The organism is Paenibacillus sp. 1-8 (genome assembly GCF_056316205.1).
On sequence record NZ_CM149995.1, the window covers coordinates 2236764 to 2254343 of the forward strand.

Below are 17580 nucleotides of genomic sequence, written 5' to 3' on the forward strand. Positions count from 1 at the left end.
CCCAAAAAACTCATAAAAAAAACGTTAAACTCCATTCATTGTCACGAAGCTGTCACGATTGGGCAACTGTGAATTCAGTTTAACTGATTGGGCAGCAGTTTACGTCCCAACTGGATATTATCCTGATAATCAATCGGAATATCGACGACCACGGGGCCATCGGTATGTAGTGCCTGTTGCAATACGCTTTCCAGTTCTTCAGGGGAATGCACACGCAATCCGGTTGCCCCGAAGCTTTCGGCATATTTCACGATATCTACATCTCCGAATTCTACGCCGGACGTTCTGCCGTATTTAATCTGTTGTTGAAAAGCGACCATGTCGTAGGTACCGTCTCTCCATACAATATGCACAAGTGGGGAGTTGAGACGTACGGCAGTTTCAAGCTCCATGGATGAGAAAAGAAATCCTCCGTCGCCAGAAATGGAAACGACTTTTTGACCGGGATTGACTAGTGTGGCAGCAATGCCCCAGGGAAGAGCTACACCGAGCGTCTGCATTCCGTTACTGAACAGAAGGCGACGCGGCTCATAGGAGCGGAAATACCGGGCCATCCAAATGTAGTGTGAACCCACATCGCAGGTGACCGTGACGTTATCATCAATCAGGCTGCGCAGCGTACGAATGAATTGTAATGGATGAATCAGATAGTTGTGCTTGCGAGCAGGAACGGCGGCTTGCTCGTTCAACTCGTGACGAAGACGATTCAGTTGGGCGCATGAGGCTTCAGGTAGTTTTACTGTAGGCAATTCTTCTGCGAGACTGCGCACGATCAGGGCTATATTGCCGATCAGTTCGTAATCCGGTTGATAATCATGGTCGATATCCGCCTGATGATCATCGAGATGAATGAGGGTCCGGTTTGCAGGAATGTTCCAGTTTTTCGGATCGTATTCAATGGGGTCATAGCCAATAGTCAGCACCAGATCTGCGGCTCCAAGGAGCATGTCACCCGGCTGATTGTGGAACAGACCGACTCGGCCAAAATAATGATTCTCCAATTCGCGGGAAATGGCTCCGGCAGCCTGGAAGGTTTCGACGACAGGCAAATCCGTGTTCTGAATGAGCGCGCGGATGGCTGCTGTAGCTTCGGGAGTGCTCGCTTTCATACCAAGCAAAAGAACAGGCAGCTTGGCTTGGCTGATTTGGTCTGCTACTTGTTTGATAAGTCCAGCTGGTGCAGTTCCAAGCTGTGGAAGGGAAAGCTTCTCAATGGCGGTCACTTCGGATGACGAAGTCAACACGTCCTGCGGTAGACTGACAAAGGTTGCTCCAGGCTGTGCTGAGGTCGCAATCCGAAATGCGTTGGTAATGGCTTCTGGTACACTATCGGGATGCTCTACTTCCACACTGTATTTGGTGATAGGCTCGAATAACCCGACGTTATCCATGGATTGGTGAGTGCGTTTCAAACGCTCTGATCTTGGAACTGCGCCAGCGAGAGCGACGACGGGATCACTTTCCGCATTAGCGGTGACAAGTCCTGTAGCCAAATTTGACGCACCGGGGCCGGAAGTGACGAGACATACGCCCGGTCTGCCAGTTAGACGACCGACGGCGGCTGCCATAAAGGCGGCATTTTGCTCGTGACGGCATACGATCAGTTCCGGGCCGCGTTCTTGAAGGACATCGAAAACCGAGTCAATCTTGGCACCTGGAATACCAAAAATGTGCGTTACACCTTGTTTAATCAAGCAATCGACAACGAGGTCAGCTCCTTTTGTAGCGGTTTTAGCATGGATAGTTTGCACTTTTGTGCTCAACGCAATCACCTCTTCTTTGGATATGGTTACAAAATACTTTCAATGTAAAACATTGGTTGTATATGACAATTATAATACAATAACTGGTACTTTCAAGAGTAAAATTTTCTGAAAAAGAGCGAAAATATATAAAAACGTTTTCAAAGCGCGGTTTAAGAGGAAAAATAAAAATTGCGGAGATTTGGAAATAAAGGATTTTCAAACAACGCTCATGCCCTAAAATAAGTGAGGGGCATTTTATTGAAGATGACGAGATGAAGGGGAAGAGGGAGTGAAAGTTGAAACGGTTCATATAGTCTGAAATAAAGCTGGACGAAGAAAACAGATCTGCAGAGGTTGTGGCAGGTCTGTTTTTTTGTTCCTCCACATGATAAAAATCACTTTCCTCTGCAAAGGATAGCGGTTACAATGTAATTGTTGTTAACGTAAACATTAAATTTAAGGAGAAGTAATCAAGGGTGATTCGACATGCAGGTATCGTATTATAGCGGTATCATTTGATATAAGTAGGTAACCTGCTATGCGTTATAGAATGCTATTACTGAATAGCAGCAAAATCGAATTCTTTTTTTGTTCACGTTAACAATTATTCAGAAACATGATTATAGAAGGGACGAATGAGCCATGACCAAAGCATTTTTAGACGACAATTTTTTGTTGAGCAATCCAACCGCTGAAATTTTGTATCATCAGTATGCCAAGGATCTACCGATTATCGACTATCATTGTCATTTAAGTCCACAGGAAATTTACGAAAATAAAACGTTCAAAAACATTACAGAAGCATGGCTGTACGGAGATCATTACAAATGGAGACTCATGCGGGCCAATGGAGTTGAGGAACGCCTGATTACTGGAGATGCGGAAGACTATGACAAATTTTTGGCTTGGGCCAAAACCGTACCTACACTGATCGGCAACCCGCTGTATCATTGGACGCATTTGGAGCTTCAACGCTTTTTTGGTGTCCATGAACTGCTGAACGAACAGAACGCGCCTGTGATTTGGGAAAAGGTGAACCAAAAGCTGCAAGGAAAGGGCTTTGGGGCACGTGATCTGATTGTGAATTCAAAGGTAACCGTTGTGTGCACTACTGATGATCCGACGGACCATCTCGAATATCATAAACAAATTAGCAAGCTGACGGATTTTCCAGTGGCTGTACTGCCAAGCTTCCGCCCAGACAAAGCACTGGAAATTAACCGTGAAACATTCCAGCCTTGGGTCGCTCGATTGGGTGAAGTGAGCGGACTGGATGTTTCCGGTCTGGAAGGATTTTTGAACGCGCTGGCGAGCCGGGTCCGTCACTTCCATGCTGCTGGAGGAAGGGTGTCCGATCATGCGCTGGATACGGTCGTTTATGAAGAAACAACACGTGAGGAAGCGGCAGTGATATACAGCAAGGCGCTGGAGGAAGGCCATGTGACTCCATTAGAAGAGGCGAAATACAAATCGTACGTCCTTGTATTCCTTGGGAAACAGTATGCAGAGCATGGCTGGGCTATGCAGTACCATATTCACGCACTGCGTAACAATAACACGGCCATGTTCCGCAGCTTGGGACCGGATACAGGCTATGATGCAGTGAATGACGGCTCCATCGCTCGTCCGCTGGCAGCATTGTTGGATGCACAGGAGCTGGCAGGAGGTCTGCCGCGAACAATTTTGTATTCACTCAACTCAGTTGATTATCCGGTGCTGGCAAGTCTTGCAGGCGACTTCCAGTCTGGCGGAACACCAGGTAAAATCCAGTTTGGTACCGCTTGGTGGTATAACGACCATATCGAAGGCATGCTGGAGCAATTGAAGCTGCTCGCAAACTATGGCGTGCTGTCCCGCTTCATTGGTATGCTGACGGATTCCCGCAGCTTCCTGTCCTATACACGGCACGAATATTTCCGGCGGATACTTTGTGATTTGATCGGAACATGGGTACAGGAGGGCAAGGCACCTGAGGATCTGGAGCTGCTCGGAGAAATGGTACAAAACATTAGCTACAATAATGCCAAGCAATATTTTAATTTCCCGACGGTTGTTCACAGCAAGTGATGATGTACAGGAAGAACTTGTAAATTCACATTTCAATAGATGCCCTTGCCGGGAGGCAATTCAAGCTCCGGGTAAGGGGGATTGAAAACAGAATACGTATCAGACAAGAATGTGAAAATAATTACAAAGATAGAGGAGTGAGCAGGCTATGGGAGTGCCTATCGTTCAGGAGAGCATCCAAACTGACAACAAGACAGGTGAGCATATCAGCCTGAAAGAAAAGATTTCGTATGGTATGGGTGACTTTGGAAACGGATTCATGTTTGATTTGGGGCAGTTGTATTTGCTGAAATTTTTTACGGATGTAGCAGGGGTTTCAGCAGGAGCAGCCGCAATCATTTTCTTGGTCAGCAAGCTGTTTGCCGCCGTCTGTGATCCAATTGTCGGGTCCTTTGTTGATTATCGAAAGCATATTGGTACACGCGGAAAATTTAGACCTTTTCTTATCGTTGGAAGCGTTATCCTTGCTATTCTTACGGTTCTTACCTTTATTTCACCGAATATTTCACCCACAGGCAAACTCATTTACGCCTATGCGTCTTATATGATCTGGGGTGTTGGATATTCTATTGTAAACATTCCATACGGCTCGCTGGGTGCCGCCATTACGCAGGATACTATTCAGCGTGCCTCATTGTCATCTTTCCGTCAGGCAGGATCACTGGGCGCATTGTTCGTAACCAGTGTCATTGTCATGCCGCTTATTTTACTGTTTCCTAACCATCATGTTGGATATCCAGTCGTGATGGGGATCATGTCTCTCATTGGTGTGATCGCTTTCATCGTATGCTATCGGGGAACGAAGGAGCGTATTGTCAGTCAGTCGGGACCGAAGGAAAAACTTTCTTTTGGCGTGATCGTGCATACCTTTACGACCAACAAGCCTCTGCTGGTACTCGTGTTGATGACGATTTTCACCATATCCGCTTACAATATCAAGTCTGCGTTACTGATCTATTTTGCCGAATATAATTTGGGACATGTAGAATTAATGGCTTATATGAATTTTATTATAATCGGTTCTTCTTTGCTGGGTGTATTGTTCCTGCCCAAGCTGGTGCGGCGCTTCGGTAAACGAAAAACAGCCATGCTTGGGATGCTGGTCAGTGTCATTGCCGACTCCATGAACTTCTTTATGCCTTCGAATGTATATATTTTCACCATTCTGGCCAGTATTTCGTTTATTGGTATTAGTATTCCTAACGGGGTTACCTGGGCCTTTGTCTCCGATATCATTGACTACGGCGAATGGTCATCCGGGGAGCGGAAGGAAGGGATTACCTACTCGCTGTTTAACTTTTCACGCAAATTGGCTCAATCCTTGTCCGGCTTTCTGTCCGGGATCGGGCTGGCGTTTATCGGATATGTCCCGAATGTAGTTCAAACCTCAGGAACGCTGCTCGGAATCAAGGCGCTGCTGTGTCTCTATCCGGCTGTTGCCCTGCTCATTGCCATGCTGGTAATCGGTAAAATGTACAAGCTGACAGACAGCAGACACGCAGAAATGGTTCAAGAGCTACAGCGTCGACATGCTGATAACCGCGTATAATTTGTGAAAGTCTTCTTTTCCGGACGGCTCTTGTGGTATGGTGGGTATATAATTTTTTAGAGCCTCAGTAAAGAAAGGATACGTATATGGCAGCTACCATTAAAGACATTGCCAAATTGGCGAATGTTTCCCATACGACCGTTTCCCGGGCGCTCAACAACAGCCCACTAATCAAAGAAGATACCAAACGCAAAATTATGGAGCTGGCGGAGCAACTCAATTACATTCCAAATTTTAACGCCAAAAGCCTTGTCCTCCAGCGCTCGCATACGATAGGCCTGTTTTTCACCAGTATTTCAGAAGGCACCAGCTCCAGCTTTTTTGCGGACACCATCCGTGGAGTTAATCATGTCATTGGGGTGGATTACAATCTGTTCGTGCGAGGGATTGACGATTACGCCGATTTTTCAGCCATTCACCGCAAGCGTTTTGACGGCATCATCCTGATGAGTCAGAGCGAGGCGGACAACCCGTTTATTTATCATGTGCTCGGTCAGGGTATTCCGCTCGTCGTGCTGAATCGGCAGGTGCCCGGGGCAGGTATTGTGAATGTCATTTCCAACGATAAGGAAGGGTCCTATGCGGCAGTTACCTTTCTCATTGAAAGCGGACATGAACGCATCGCGATCATTGAAGGGGTAGAAGGCTTTAAGTCCACCCAGCAACGGCGCGAAGGCTTCATGAATGCGCTGATTGACAGCGGCAAGCCGATTCGGCACGAATACATCGTGCATGGACATTATGACACCGAAAGCGGAAGCCAGGCGATGAAGCAGTTACTTTCCTTGGAGGAACCGCCGACAGCGGTATTTTGCTCTAACGATGACATGGCTATCGGGGCGATGAACGCGGTATTCGAGCACGGCTTAAAGGTACCGGACGATATCTCGGTCATTGGCTTTGACGATATCGGCTTTTCGATGTATACGACCCCGCCGTTAACGACGGTCAAAAGACCGATTGAGCAGATTAGCGCGCGTGGAGCCGCCTGCATTATGGAACGAATCCAGTCACCATCGAACGAGGGCGAGCTTATATTTATGGAAACCGCGCTCATGAAGCGGAAATCAACGGCAGACAGGCAACGTTAAGCTTGATTTTATTGGAAAAAGGCAGACCAAAAAGGGCAGGTTCAGTGCATGACGCGCTGTTCCTGCCCTTTGGTATTCAAATCTGGGCGAGTGCGGCGGCTTTCTATCTTAAAAGATTGGTTTTTGCCAGTTCAATAATTTCGTCACCGCGCCCGTTCAGCACAGCTTTCATCATCCATAGCGAAAAACCTTCAGCCTGTTTGAGATTAATCTTAGGTGGCATGGATAGCTCCTGACGGTTTACCACCACATCCACCACCACAGGACCATCGTGAGCCAATGCCTGTTGAATTGCATCCTCCAGCATCGCCGGATCTTCGACTCGAATTCCCTTGAGACCCATAGCTTCCGCGACTGCGCCAAAATCAGGATTCACCAGCGCGGTACCGTTTTCCAAAAAACCGGCTGCTTTCATTTCCAGCTCAACAAAACCGAGGGCGCCGTTATTGAAAACAATAACTTTTACAGGTAACTGATGCTGTTTCAGGGTGAGGAGATCGCCCATCAGCATCGTCAATCCGCCATCGCCAGAGAGAGCAATCACCTGTCGGCCAGGCTCAGTGGCTTGTGCCCCAATCGCTTGCGGCAATGCACTTGCCATCGTTCCGTGATTGAAGGAGCCGATCAGTCGGCGTTGGCCGTTCATTTGCAAATAACGTGCTGCCCACACGGTAGGCGTACCCACATCACAGGTGAAAATGGCATTTTCATGCGCGGCATCACTAACTACCTTGGTGAGATATTGCGGATGAATCGGCGTATGACCCGGTTTACCAACCGCCAGTTCATCCAACTCCTGACGCACCTTGGTATAGTGAGAGACGGTTTTTTCCAAATGCTTGGAATCATGCTCTGTCGTTAAATGAGGAAGCAGCATTTCCAACGTTGCTTTTACATCCCCGCACAGCCCATACGTTAAAGGAGTGCGTCTGCCGAGGTGGGCAGGCTCTATATCCACTTGCAGCACAACTGCATTTTCGGGATAAAACTGTCTGTAAGGAAAGTCTGTTCCGAGCATAAGCAGGACGTCACAATCCATCATCGCATGGTATCCGGAAGAATATCCGATCAGACCTGTCAAGCCTGCATAATAAGGATTGTTATACTCCAGGTATTCCTTGCCTCGAAGGGCAGCGACCATAGGGGATTTTAGCTTGTCGCACAATTGCATGAGCAACTCATGGGATTTAGCACAGCCGGAGCCGCATAACAAAGTGATTCGTTTACCTTCATTCAGGTACTCGGCCAGCCGGGAAATTTCAGAAGCTGACGGATGCACCACAGGTGCAGTGGGATGGTAGACATGTTCGGGAATAGGCGCCTTTTCCGCTGCTAAAGCCGCCACATCTCCGGGAAGAACAATGACGGAGACACCTGAACGTGAAACCGCCTGTTGTATAGCCATCGTAATGGTTCTTGGAATTTGTCGTGGAGTCGTAATGACTTCACAGAAGTGGCTGCATTCCCCGAAAAGATGCTCGGGATGCGTAGCCTGGAAATATTCGCTTCCAATTTCGTCGCTTGGAATATGGGCCGCAATAGCGAGTACAGGTACCCGATTGCGATGACAATCATATAATCCGTTAATAAGATGTAGATTTCCGGGACCACTGCTGCCAGCGCAAACTGCAATGCTGCCGGTAAGATCGGCATCTGCCCCGGCTGCAAAGGCTGCCACTTCTTCGTGCCGCACATGAATCCATTCAATTTGACCGTTGCTGCGAATGGAATCGACCATATTATTTAAAGAATCTCCAACGATACCATAAATTCGCTTGACCCCTGCATTGACTAAAACTTCTACAATAGTATCTGCGATTGTCTTCATAGATGTTCCTCCTGCCTAGTAAGTAACGTTATCCTGCCCATGCTATCTTGCATCTATTCTAATTAGTCTTAACCGTCTTGGTTCAGGTGCGAAACAGTGGGAAGAAAATCATAGATCCGCGTAAGGTTGCATAGTTTATATGTTAACGTGTTCATATTATTGTCATTAATAATTTATAAAACTAAAAATATTGAGAAAACTATTTTGTTAACGTGTGCATTGTGATAAAATATTGTTGAAATCATTAAGGTAATTAATGGGAGGTTACTCCGGATGAAACAAGTAGATGAATTGGACCAATTAAACAGAAAAAGCTTTATCGTGACAGAGGCGCATCCTGAAAGAGTGCTGCAATTCGGGGAAGGGAATTTCCTGCGTGCTTTTGTAGATTGGCAATTTGACAAAATGAATAAGCTGGCCGATTGGAATACGGGTGTTGTCATTGTACAGCCGCAGGCAGGAGGTCTCGTAGAGAAGCTTAATGAGCAGGATGGCCTGTACACGGTTATTCTCGAAGGGATGAAGGATGGGCAGGCCGTGAAGGAGCATACCGTTGTGGAATGCGTCACCCGCGGGCTTAACCCGTACGGCTCAGATTGGTCAGAATATGAGGCGTTGTCCCAAAAACCGGAGCTGCGCTTTGTCGTATCAAATACGACGGAGGCAGGAATCGCTTACGGACCGGAGGATCGGCTTGAGGATCGCCCCCAAAAGAGCTTTCCGGGTAAGCTGGCTGCTTTGCTGTATAAGCGCTTTCAATTTTTCAATGGAGATCAAAGCAAGGGCCTGGTTATCATCCCATGCGAGCTGATCGACCGCAATGGAGATGCGCTCAAGGAAATTGTGTTGAAATATGCAGATCAGTGGAAGCTTGGGACTGAGTTTACATCCTGGCTGGAGGAAGCGAATACGTTCTGTAACAGCCTTGTGGATCGGATTGTGCCGGGTTATCCCAAGGACCGGATCACAGAGATTCAAGCAGAGCTGGGTTATAAGGACAGTCTGGTCGTTGTCGGTGAACAGTATCACCTGTGGGTCATCGAAGGCCCACAATGGCTCAAGGAAGAATTACCTGCTCATCTGGCTGGACTGAACGTACTGATCGTCGACGATATGGCGCCATACCGTACACGCAAGGTACGCATTTTGAACGGGGCACATACGGCGCTTACGCCTGTCGCTTATTTATATGGTTTGGATACGGTAGGGCAGGCGGTCGAGCATGATGTCGTGGGTGCTTTTATCCAGTCACTCATTCGAGAAGAAGTTATTCCAACGCTGGATTCGCCAGCAACGGAATTGAATGTATACGCCGATGATGTTGTTGAACGGTTTCATAATCCGTATGTGAGTCATTATGTCATGAGCATTGCATTGAATTCGGTATCCAAGTTCAAGACACGTAATTTGCCTTCCCTGCTTCAATATGTGGAGCAGCATAAGGCATTACCTACCAAAACGGTATTTTCGCTGGCGTCTTTATTCGTATTTTACCGTGGAAAGAGAGACGGCGAGCCGATTGTTTTGGCAGATGAAGCGGAAGTGTTGACCGCGTTTGGCGAGCTGTGGAGCGGATATGATGGAACACTTGCCGGAGCGAAGCAATTAACGGCGCAGATACTGGGCAAGCAGACCTGGTGGGGGCAAGACCTGAACCAGATTGCAGGATTGGCTGAACAGACGGCACAGCATGTGTATGAGATTACAAGCAGGGGAATGAAGGAGACGCTGGATTCTCTAACCGGGAACAGCGTGCCCAAAGCATAAGCAAGGAGGAGACTGGAATGCTGGAATTCATTCAAATTCATGATCAAGATAACGTGGCTGTCGCTTTGCGTGATTACAAGCAGGGCGAGACGCTGGCGTGGGGAGCGCAAGCAGAACAGCGCGTGGAGCTGGCTGAGGATGTGGCGCGTGGGCACAAAATTGCGTTGCAGGACATTCCTGAAGGCGGGAACGTGCTGAAATACGGATATCCGATCGGTCATGCCATTCAGCCCATTCAGGCAGGGCAGCATGTGCATACGCATAATACGAAGACGAATCTGACGGGCGTAGAGGAGTACACTTATAAGCCTAAACCCGCGCCTCATTTATATGAACAGGAGAGTCGTACGTTTCAGGGTTATCGACGAAAGGACGGCCGCGTGGGGATTCGCAATGAGTTGTGGATTGTACCAACGGTCGGTTGTGTGAACGGGATTGCCGAACTTATTTTAAATCGTTTCAAGCAGGAAGCGGGCGATATTTCGCCTTTTGAAAATGCACTTGTGCTCAAGCATAACTATGGTTGTTCCCAGTTGGGAGACGACCATGCATATACGCGCACGATTTTGATTGATGCGGTCAAGCATTCCAATGCAGGTGGCGTGCTGGTTCTTGGCTTAGGCTGCGAGAACAATGAAATGAAGGAGTTTAAGGAAGCCATCGGGGAATATGACCCGGAACGGGTAAAGTTTTTGCTTTCCCAGGAAGTATCGGATGAAGTGGAGGAAGGGGTACGGCTGCTTCATGAAATTTATGCGGCTGTGCAGGAAGATCGGCGAGAGCCTGTACCTTTAGCTGAGCTGAATATCGGGCTGAAATGCGGCGGCTCTGACGGCCTGTCCGGTATTACCGCCAATCCGCTGCTCGGTCGGCTGTCGGATTATATGGCCGCGCAGGGCGGAACGACGGTACTCACTGAGGTACCGGAAATGTTCGGCGCGGAGACGATTCTCATGGAACGTGCGGCAGACGAGGAAGTATTCGGCAAAATCGTGCATCTGATTAACGATTTCAAGCAATATTTTCTGGATTACAAGCAGCCGGTATACGAAAATCCGTCGCCGGGCAACAAAGCAGGAGGCATCACGACACTGGAGGATAAATCGTTGGGCTGTACGCAAAAGTCTGGCTCCTCCACGGTCACCGATGTCATTCAGTATGGGGAGCGTCTCAAAACCAAGGGACTCAACCTGCTCAGCGCACCGGGGAACGATCTGGTTGCTTCTTCGGCGCTTGCGGCAGCGGGCTGCCAGCTCGTTATTTTCACAACTGGACGCGGTACGCCTTTCGGTTCCTTCGTTCCGACGATGAAGGTTTCGACCAACTCGCCGCTGTATAAGGCCAAACCCCATTGGATCGACTACAATGCAGGTTCACTGGTGGAGGATGTTAGCATGGAGGATGCACTCCGCAGCTTTGTGGATTACATTGTCGATGTAGCCAGCGGAACCTGGGTGAACAACGAGAAGAACAATTTCAGAGAGCTGGCTATTTTTAAAAACGGTGTTACGTTGTAAAAGAGGTTGTAACGTAGGGGAGGCGGAAGGATTCCGCTTCCTTTTTTGTGTTGGCGTGACCTGCTTCGGCATAATGCATAATTGGAATTTATTATTATAAAAAGCTTGCGGCATAGTTGATTTTATGATATAACTTAATTAAGTAATAGTTACGTAATTAAGTTACTTTATCATTAAATCATATCATGAACGGTGTTCAGTTCTTTCTTTTGCTTGGCGAACTTCTATTTGGTGAATATGAAAAGTCGGACAAGGAGGTGGGGAGGGTGGATGATCTTGTTCACTCCGACATCACAGATTTAGACACACTTGTTAACATGATTAAGCTGTCATTTTCGTTTAACGACGGAGCCAATATGATTGCTTTATGTGATCATCTGTACGACCGTGCCAGTCAGAAGTATCAGGAGTTACAGTTCTACAAAGCGCACAAGAAATCCGTACAACCCATACATACCAAACGTCCACTAGTATATTACTATGGATACAGTCATCTGATGAGAGGAATGGCCTTCCAGAAACAGGGTAAATATGATGAAGCCCGAGATTGCATCGAAAAGTATTCGGAATTGGGCTGGTTTAATGGTCTTGATCCTCACGGGGAAGCGGAAGTCGAGTATTATCGCCATGCCGCCAAAGCCAATCTGTATGCCCTTGATATTTTGTCAGGCCGTTTTGATGTGTTGCAGGAATACGTTCAATTTCTTCAGGACAATCCTGAAGAACTGTTACCGGGGCTTCTTTCCATCGTGGAGGGGGCATCCAGGCACGACTATCCTTTAGAGGCTGTGCTTGAACCCTTTGCTGAACAAATTGACGATTTCAAATATCTCGAAGAGCCTGTGAATGTGTCTTATTATTTTCGCTTTTGCTATCAATTGTCTCTCTACTACATCAAGCAGCAGCGGTTTACAGTTGCGCTGAACTATATTCTGCAATCCCTCATGCTGTCAGATACCCTGGGTATGGAGCATGAGCATGAATTCAGGAAGTGTACCGCAATATTTGAGATTTTCAGAACCCAAGCTACGGCAACACAGCAAGACCAATATATAACTATTTTAAAAGGAGTGTTAAAGGATGAAAAAATTGATTTCACAGCCTCTGTCGCTCAGTCTGTTTAGCTTGCTGGTGTTTGTTACAAGTCATGACCTCATTTCCGTGTTTTATCATGGAGCAAATCATTAATTGGACAGAAGTAAGTAGAAAAGAAGCTCTCCGACAACTAGATAAATGATGTAAAAGTATGCTAAATCATGCCAAATAGCAAGCAAGCTCATTAGGAACCGGGCTTGCTTGCTATTTGGTGTTTCATGAATACTGAGCCGTAGTAGGCTTATGCAGAACACCCTGATCTGATGGATGCAATGAAATTTTCAACTGCTGGTAGGCCGGGAATGTTTCTTCCATTTGGTATGGACTGCTCTTTAAGGCCCCATCCAATGCTTGTAGCAAGGAGCTCACGAACTGCTCTGGAGAAAAGAAAATACTTTGTCCGACCATATGAACGTGAAGCTCGTTATGGTCACGGTTGCTCACTGACAAAAGCAATCCACGACCCTGGAAACCAGTGCCGATCGCTCGTACCTTGTTTATGCCCGAAAGCAGCATTTCCGTTTTCAACGCACGACCCTGTTCCTCTATAAACACGGAAATCAGGCGTTTATCCGTCACGATAATAATTTGGTTCCCCCGAAACGTATGGGTAAGATGCACAAAATCTTTATACACTCCAATGGCCTGCTCATCGGGAGAGATGATCCCCAAACGCACAAACTCAACTAACTCGGCAGCATCAGGCTCCTGATGATTTTTAATCCGTTTCTTGATACTAAATTGAATAGTGAGGATACACAAAATAGTTATGACAAAAGAAGTCAGTCGGGCATGAAACACGAAAAACATCAGGGCGATAGAGATGCCTACAACCCATTGTGCCCAGGTGAGATAACGCAGCTTTTGTTGAACTGTAAGGCGATAGTACCAGTGGCCCTTTCCTGGCTGATATTCCGAAGTAAACCGGGTCATACCGCGCAACAGCCTTAAAGCATAAGCGGATAAAACCGTTATCCCAAGGGAAAGAATCGTCAAAAGCCATTCTTGAGCCGCAACGCCGACTAAAGTACACAGGCCAAACAAAATGATTCCCGCCCAGCAGGCTACCTTTTTAATCCGTATCTGTTTTTGAATCGAACGAACCAATTCTTCCATTCTTCTTAATCCTCCTGATCTAGATGTATAGGTAATGATTGGAATAATATATAGGCTTATCGTACCATTGGATAGTCTTCTTCGTAAATCAATAGATTGTGAAAAATTCGCAACAGGCCAAAAATATTCTGCGACTCGGAATGCTGCTACCTGAACTTTAGACACCAAAATCAAAAAAATCGGTACTACTCATGAACAGCGGATGCCTCTAAAATAAGAAATGTAAGTGCTTACATTATAGAGAAGGGAGGTCTGTCGTATGAGTACAGAATGGAGGCCGCGACAACAGCCGCCGAGCCAGCCCGGAAAAGGGAGAGCACTGGCTCGTAAATGGGTGCAACAAAGACATTTGCAGACCATGGCGCTGTTAGGTGTGGTATGGATGATTATTTTTCATTACATTCCGATGTACGGCATTCTGATTGCGTTCAAGCATTTTGACATCATTGGCACCCTATCAAGCGCACCTTGGGCGGGACTGGAGCATTTTCGGGCCTTTCTGGAGGATGATAACTTTTGGTATGTTGTCAAAAATACGCTGGGCATCAGTCTGCTCAAGCTGGCAATCGGGTTCCCGTTGCCCATTTTATTTGCTTTGTTCCTGAATGAAATCCGGTCTACGCGGTTTAAAAAGTCCATTCAGACCATTTCGTATCTTCCTCATTTTTTATCATGGGTTATTCTTGGCGGGATCTTAACGACGTGGCTGGCAGATACCGGGATGATCAATCATCTGTTGCTGGCTTGGGGCTGGATCGACCAGCCGATCAGTTATTTGGCGGAGCCGAGTTACTTTTGGGCCATTGTCATCAGCTCGGATATCTGGAAGGAGCTTGGATGGTCAGCCATTATTTATTTGGCAGCCATGGCGGGTGTATCGACGGATATGTATGAAGCGGCGACCATTGACGGAGCTGGACGGTTTCAGAAAATGTGGTACGTCACACTTCCTGCGATCAAGGGCACGATATCCATTTTGTTTATTTTGGCGGTCAGCGGGATATTGAACTCTAACTTTGACCAGATTCTCGTCTTACGTAACTCACTGAATGAAAGCGCAAGTAATGTCGTGGATATTTATGTATATCAGGTGGGCATACAGCAGGGGCGTTTCTCATATTCGACCGCAGTGGGGTTGCTGAAATCGGTTCTTGCTCTTGTGTTGTTGCTGATCGCCAATTCGGTCACCAAGCGGATTAATAATACATCCCTATTCTGAAGGAGGACGGCTGCATGCAGCTATTACAACGCAAAACGACAGGCGAAGCGATATTCGATGTCGTGAACAGCGTCTTCATGCTGATCATATGTTTTGTAACGTTGTATCCGGTGTGGTACGTGCTGGTGAACTCCTTTAACGAAGGAGCAGACGCCATGCGGGGCGGTATTTACTGGTGGCCGCGAGTATTTAGTCTGGGCAGCTATCAGGCCGTGTTTGCGAACAACGGTATTATGACCGCGATGGGGGTGACCATTGCCAAGACGATAATCGGCACGATTGTACATGTGTTTTTTACCGCCATGATTGCATATGCATATTCCCGAAGGGAGCTGATTGGGCGCAAGCTGTATATGCTGATCGGTACGATAACCCTGTTTTTCGGCGGGGGATTGATTCCGACGTATTTGCTGATACGTGATCTCGGGCTGTTGGACAGCTTTTGGGTGTATATTATTCCGGCGATGTTCAGCTTTTTTGATCTTATAATTTTTATGGCTTTTTTCCGGGAGCTGCCGGATGCATTGGAGGAAGCGGCGAAAATAGACGGGGCGAACGATTTCAGTATCTTTTGCCGGATTGTGCTTCCCGTATCCATGCCCGTGGTAGCGACGATTGCGCTTTTTCATGGGGTGTACCAGTGGAACGATTATTTTACCGGAATGATCTATATCAATAATACGGACCTTCAGCCGATTCAGACGTATTTGTACCGGGTTGTTGCCCAATCCAGCTCTAATCAGATGATGTCTGCTGCACCGGGGATTGTTGCCCAGTCCGTCACCTCGCAGTCCATCAAGCTGGCGACGATGGTCGTGACGACACTGCCAATTGTACTTGTGTATCCTTTTCTGCAAAAATATTTTGTCAAGGGTCTGATGATCGGCTCGATCAAAGGATAGAACATCATCCAAGGGGGAGATTTATGATGAACATTCGCAAATGGCAGAAGGGGCTGCTGGCCGCCGTTCTGCTGGCGGGTTCGCTCGCGGCATGTACGTCCGGAGGAGGCGGAGCTGTCACGGAATTAAAGGACGAGAAGACAAAGGCTACGGCAGATGCACCGGGATGGAAGGCGGATACGGAGCCGATTACGTTTGACTGGTATTTGAACTTTTCCTGGTTCCCGAACAAGTGGGGTACGGATGAGACCTCGAGGTATGTTACGCAGAAAACCGGGGTCAGCGTCAATTTTATCGTACCCGCAGGGAATGAAAATGAGAAGCTTAATACCATGCTGGCCTCGGGCAAGCTGCCTGATTTTGTGACGCTCGGTTGGGGGGAGGATGCAGTAAAAAAAATGATCGAGGGCAAAATGGTGCTTCCACTCAACAAGCTGGCCGAGAAATACGATCCGTATTTGATTAAAATGGCTGACCCGGCGAAAATGTCCTGGTATCAGCAACCGGACGGAAATGTATACGGCTATCCCAATGCTTCCTCTTCACCGCAGGATTATCAAAAATACGGGCAAAATTTTGTTTCTAACCAGACGTTTATGGTGCGGAAGGACATGTATGAGGCGATTGGTAAGCCGGATATGAGAACACCGGAAGGGTTTTTGAAAGCGCTTCAAAAATCGAAAGAAAAATTTCCTGATGTGAACGGTCAGCCGCTGATCCCGATTGGGTTCCACGAATTTACGGATAACGGGAATTACTCTTTTGAAGACTATTTACTCAATTTTCTAGCCATTCCCCATGAAAAGGACGGAAAGCTGTACGACCGCCGTTCGGACGAAGAATATATTCGGTGGCTCAAGACCTTCCGTCAAGCGAATGAGCAGGGCCTGATCGCCAAGGATGTATTTATTGACAAGCGTCCGCAGATGGAGGAAAAGGTGGCACAGGGCCGGTATTTTGCCATGCTGTATCAGCGCTCCGACTTTGCCGGACAACAGGCTACACTGTATGCGAAGGACCCGAACTCCGTCTATATCGCGGTCGATGGGCCCTCGAATAGCAAGCTGGACCCGCCGACGCTGGCTGGACCGGGTATTTCTGGCTGGACGGTGACGCTCATTTCCAAGGATGTCAAAGACAAGGAGCGGGCTATTGAATTCCTGACCTACCTGATTAGCGAGGAAGGGAACCGTGACCTGTACCTCGGGGAGCAGGGGAAGCTGTGGGATACGATTAACGGTAAGCCAGCCTTCAAGCCGGAGGTGCTGGAGCTGCTGAACAAGGACCGTGCTGCTTTTGATAAAAAGTATGGTGCTGCCTTCACCTTCTGGATGCTGATGGACACGAATATGAATTTGCAGTGGGCACCGCCCAGCGTGGAGCCATACAAGCAACCGGAGGATTGGACGAAGGGCAAGACGAAAGGCTTCTCCCAATACGACAACATCAAACCGACCGGAACATCGACAGAGGGCATTGCGTCAGGACGGATAGACCAAATCTGGGGCAAGGCATTGCCAAAGCTGCTGCTGGCTTCCTCGGATGAGGAATTCGACCAATTGTTTGCCCGCTTTTTGGAAGATCGCAGAAAAGCCGGTTATGACAAGGTTATGGCCTATCAGCAAAAGGCCTATGAAGAAAACCTCAAGAAAATCGAAAAGTTCGACAAATGATCTGATTTATT

Annotated in this window: 12 protein-coding genes; 9 read left to right on the forward strand and 3 right to left on the reverse strand. The window is 47.5% G+C overall.

Annotated elements, in window-relative coordinates; all coding sequences use genetic code 11:
- Positions 1-74 precede the first annotated feature (74 nt).
- The gene (gene alsS, locus AC0WRU_RS10515; protein ID WP_476128225.1) at positions 75-1772 is read right to left on the reverse strand and encodes an acetolactate synthase AlsS; all 1698 of its coding nucleotides are present in this window, start codon (positions 1770-1772) and stop codon (positions 75-77) included.
- Positions 1773-2387: 615 nt separating this feature from the next.
- Here alsS and uxaC point away from each other — a divergent pair.
- From uxaC to AC0WRU_RS10530, 3 genes are all read left to right on the forward strand, one after another.
- Positions 2388-3812: a glucuronate isomerase gene (uxaC, locus tag AC0WRU_RS10520; RefSeq protein ID WP_476128226.1), complete on the forward strand. Its 1425-nt coding sequence runs from the start codon at positions 2388-2390 to the stop codon at positions 3810-3812.
- A 148-nt stretch (positions 3813-3960) separates the two neighbouring features.
- Complete coding sequence (locus AC0WRU_RS10525; protein ID WP_025685571.1) at positions 3961-5361, forward strand: glycoside-pentoside-hexuronide (GPH):cation symporter; 1401 nt, start codon at positions 3961-3963, stop codon at positions 5359-5361.
- Positions 5362-5447: 86 nt separating this feature from the next.
- Positions 5448-6452 carry a LacI family DNA-binding transcriptional regulator gene (locus tag AC0WRU_RS10530; RefSeq protein ID WP_476128227.1) on the forward strand — a complete coding sequence of 335 codons (1005 nt, stop codon included), beginning with the start codon at positions 5448-5450 and terminating at the stop codon, positions 6450-6452.
- Between the two features lie 103 nt (positions 6453-6555).
- Here the strand turns inward: AC0WRU_RS10530 and poxB are convergent, their stop codons facing one another.
- Complete coding sequence (gene poxB, locus AC0WRU_RS10535; protein WP_476128228.1) at positions 6556-8280, reverse strand: ubiquinone-dependent pyruvate dehydrogenase; 1725 nt, start codon at positions 8278-8280, stop codon at positions 6556-6558.
- A gap of 273 nt (positions 8281-8553) precedes the next feature.
- Here poxB and AC0WRU_RS10540 point away from each other — a divergent pair, with 273 nt between their 5' ends.
- The 3 genes from AC0WRU_RS10540 (at position 8554) to AC0WRU_RS10550 (ending at position 12688) form a co-directional block, all read left to right on the forward strand.
- Positions 8554-10047, forward strand: coding sequence for a tagaturonate reductase (locus tag AC0WRU_RS10540; RefSeq protein ID WP_476128229.1), 1494 nt, complete (start codon positions 8554-8556; stop codon positions 10045-10047).
- A 17-nt stretch (positions 10048-10064) separates the two neighbouring features.
- On the forward strand, positions 10065-11564 hold the full coding sequence (locus tag AC0WRU_RS10545; protein WP_476128230.1) for a UxaA family hydrolase: 1500 nt from the start codon (positions 10065-10067) through the stop codon (positions 11562-11564).
- Positions 11565-11830: 266 nt separating this feature from the next.
- Positions 11831-12688 carry a DNA-binding protein gene (locus tag AC0WRU_RS10550; protein ID WP_476128232.1) on the forward strand — a complete coding sequence of 286 codons (858 nt, stop codon included), beginning with the start codon at positions 11831-11833 and terminating at the stop codon, positions 12686-12688.
- Positions 12689-12875: 187 nt separating this feature from the next.
- On the opposite strand, the gene AC0WRU_RS10555 is transcribed toward AC0WRU_RS10550, so the two are convergent.
- A complete protein-coding gene (locus tag AC0WRU_RS10555) occupies positions 12876-13775 on the reverse strand; it encodes a hypothetical protein (RefSeq protein ID WP_476128233.1) in 900 nt (299 codons plus the stop codon).
- 259 nt (positions 13776-14034) lie between these two features.
- Between AC0WRU_RS10555 and AC0WRU_RS10560 the strand changes: the two genes are divergently transcribed.
- From AC0WRU_RS10560 to AC0WRU_RS10570, 3 genes are read left to right on the forward strand one after another with little or no spacing between them, the layout of a single operon-like run.
- Positions 14035-14994, forward strand: a complete 960-nt coding sequence (locus tag AC0WRU_RS10560; RefSeq protein ID WP_476128234.1) for an ABC transporter permease — start codon at positions 14035-14037, stop codon at positions 14992-14994.
- Positions 14995-15008: 14 nt separating this feature from the next.
- On the forward strand, positions 15009-15896 hold the full coding sequence (locus AC0WRU_RS10565) for a carbohydrate ABC transporter permease (RefSeq protein WP_476128235.1): 888 nt from the start codon (positions 15009-15011) through the stop codon (positions 15894-15896).
- 26 nt (positions 15897-15922) lie between these two features.
- Complete coding sequence (locus AC0WRU_RS10570; protein WP_476128614.1) at positions 15923-17569, forward strand: type 2 periplasmic-binding domain-containing protein; 1647 nt, start codon at positions 15923-15925, stop codon at positions 17567-17569.
- Positions 17570-17580: the final 11 nt, after the last annotated feature.

Coding starts and splice junctions, on each gene's coding strand:
- uxaC (WP_476128226.1), top strand. CDS start 2,388: ATGACCAAAGCATTTTTAGACGACAATTTTTTGTTGAGCAATCCAACC.
- AC0WRU_RS10525 (WP_025685571.1), top strand. CDS start 3,961: ATGGGAGTGCCTATCGTTCAGGAGAGCATCCAAACTGACAACAAGACA.
- AC0WRU_RS10530 (WP_476128227.1), top strand. CDS start 5,448: ATGGCAGCTACCATTAAAGACATTGCCAAATTGGCGAATGTTTCCCAT.
- poxB (WP_476128228.1), bottom strand. CDS start 8,280: ATGAAGACAATCGCAGATACTATTGTAGAAGTTTTAGTCAATGCAGGG.
- AC0WRU_RS10540 (WP_476128229.1), top strand. CDS start 8,554: ATGAAACAAGTAGATGAATTGGACCAATTAAACAGAAAAAGCTTTATC.
- AC0WRU_RS10545 (WP_476128230.1), top strand. CDS start 10,065: ATGCTGGAATTCATTCAAATTCATGATCAAGATAACGTGGCTGTCGCT.
- AC0WRU_RS10555 (WP_476128233.1), bottom strand. CDS start 13,775: ATGGAAGAATTGGTTCGTTCGATTCAAAAACAGATACGGATTAAAAAG.
- AC0WRU_RS10560 (WP_476128234.1), top strand. CDS start 14,035: ATGAGTACAGAATGGAGGCCGCGACAACAGCCGCCGAGCCAGCCCGGA.
- AC0WRU_RS10565 (WP_476128235.1), top strand. CDS start 15,009: ATGCAGCTATTACAACGCAAAACGACAGGCGAAGCGATATTCGATGTC.
- AC0WRU_RS10570 (WP_476128614.1), top strand. CDS start 15,923: ATGAACATTCGCAAATGGCAGAAGGGGCTGCTGGCCGCCGTTCTGCTG.